Consider the following 2302-nt stretch of genomic DNA (forward strand, 5'->3'; position numbering starts at 1 on the left):
CGCGGCCGCCTGGCACATGGGCAGCGTCAACGTGGGCGTACCGGACCCTCCCCGGCCGGGACCGCCCCAGGGCTGAGCGCTCCCGGCACCACCGCGGCCCCCGCCCCCGGCACGTCGATCCGGGGCACGCACGGCGCGATCGTCGCCGGCACCGTCGAGAACCTCCACCAGCACTTCCCCGGGACGCGGGCGGTCGCGCGCCTGGACCGGCGGCGACCGGTCGGGCAGTGGAGCGCGCGGCAACTCGGTGTCCACCCCGCCATCCACGGGACCGGGACCCCCGGGGACAACGGCGGGTTCGTACTCCCGGAGTACGTCGCACGCGACCACGACCGCGGGCTGCGCGACCGGCTGCGCCGGGCGGCCGACCGCGGGCACCCGGTGCTCGTGCTCGTGCGGGGGCCGTCGTCGGCGGGCAAGACCCGTACCGCCTTCGAGGCCGTCCGCGCGTGCCTGCGGGACTGGGAGCTGGTCTTCCCCAAGACCCCCGGCGGCCTTGCGGCCCTGCTCGACGCGGGCGCCCTCGTGCCGCGGACCGTGCTGTGGCTCAACGAGGCCCAGAACCACTTCGCCTCGCCCGCGGGCGAGGAGGCCGCCGCCGCGCTCCACCGCCGCCTGGAGGAGCCGGGGCCGCTCGTGGTCCTGGGCACGCTGTGGCCCGAGTACCACCGGCGCCTCACCGCCACCCCCGAGCCCGGTACGCACGCGGCGGACGCGCACCCCCACGCCCGGGCACTGCTCGGCCAGGCGGCGGTCGTCGACGTCCCCGCGTCCTTCACCGCCGAGGCCCTCGCGGACCCGCTCCTGGGGCGCGACCCCTCGCTGGCCGCGGCCGCGGCCACCAGCACGGGCGGGCAGGTCACCCAGACACTGGCGGCAGGTCCGCAACTCGTCGACCACTACCGGCAGCCCACCGGGCCCCACGGCCCGTACGGACGTGCCGTCATCACCGCGGCGATGGACGCCCGCCGCCTCGGCCACTCCTCCCGTCTCCCGGACTCCTTCCTCAAGGCCGCCGCCTCCGGCTACCTGAGCGGAGAGCAGCGCGCCGCCGCCGACCCCGCCACGTGGTTCGCCGGCGCCCTGGCCTACGCGCGGGAGCGGGTCAAGGGCGTGGCGGCGGCCCTCGGGCCCGTCGCAGGACCCGAGGGGATGGGCGCCCTCCCGGACGTCCACGGCCTGAACGACTACCTCGACCACCACGCCCGCACCGCCCGCCGCCGCGACGTCCCGCCGGCATCCTTCTGGACGGCCGTACGGGACCACGTGACCGACGCGGCGGACCTCTCCGCACTGGCGGAAGCGGCCTGTTCGCGAGGCCGCTACCGGATCGGGGCGGGCCTGTACCGGAAGGCGGCGGACGCCGGGGACACCTCCGCCCTGGGGAACCTGGCATGGCTGCGCACGCAGGCCGGGGACACCGACGAGGCGGAACGCCTCTACCGGCAGGCCCTCGCCGCCGGGCACCCGGAGGCGCTGACGGACCTGGCGCGGCTGCGCGAGGAGACCGGGGATCCGGAGGGCGCGGAGCGGCTCGCCTGGCAGGCCGCCGACGCGGGAGACATCTGGGCCCTGGTGGTCCTGGCGCAAGTGCGCGAGAGGGCCGGGGACTTCGACGGAGCGGAGCGGCTCGCCCACCGCGCGGCCAGGGCCGGAAGCTACACGGTCGCGAGGCACCTGGTGCGGCTTCGCGACACCAGGGACCCGGAGGACGCGGAACGGCTCGCCCTGGAGGTCGACTTCGACGGGAAGTCCCGCGTCCACAGCAACCTGTGGTACGTGCGCGGGGAGTCGATGGACGACGAGGACTGGGAAAGGACCGAGGGGGAGAGCCTTTACCGAAGCCTCGTCGACAGCGGCGACGTACCTGCCCTGAGCCGCCTCGCCCGGCTGCGCGAGAAGGCCGGGAACCCGGGCGCGGCGGAGCGCCTGTACCGGCGGGCCGCCGACGCCGGGGACACCTCCGCCCTGGGGAACCTGGCATGGCTGCGCACGCAGGCCGGGGACACCGACGAGGCGGAACGCCTCTACCGGCAGGCCCTCGCCGCCGGGCACATCGAGGCGCTGACGGACCTGGCGCGGCTGTACGAGGAGAAGGGGGACGCCGTCCGGGCGGAACGGCTGGGGCGGTTCGGCGTGGACGCCGGAGGGTCGCAGGCCGGGCCGTGGTAGGGGCGCTGGTGGGGGCGCTCCGGCTCACCGCGGGTGCGCCGCCCGGGAGCCCGGGGCGCCCGGACCGTCCCGCCCGCCGGCTCACCGCCGCCGTGTGGCGTCGACGAAGGTGCCCGGCGTGATGCCGTAG

1 protein-coding gene is annotated in these 2302 nt (G+C 77.0%); it reads left to right on the plus strand.

Going from position 1 to position 2302, the window contains the following annotated elements; all coding sequences use genetic code 11:
• Window positions 1-2172, plus strand: a 2172-nt coding sequence (locus tag H5J30_RS27960) for a tetratricopeptide repeat protein (RefSeq protein ID WP_374101030.1), incomplete at its 5' end; no start/stop codon positions are given.
• Between the last annotated feature and the right edge of the window lie 130 nt (window positions 2173-2302).

This window comes from Streptomyces phytophilus (assembly GCF_013870535.1).
GTDB lineage: Bacteria > Actinomycetota > Actinomycetes > Streptomycetales > Streptomycetaceae > Streptomyces > Streptomyces phytophilus.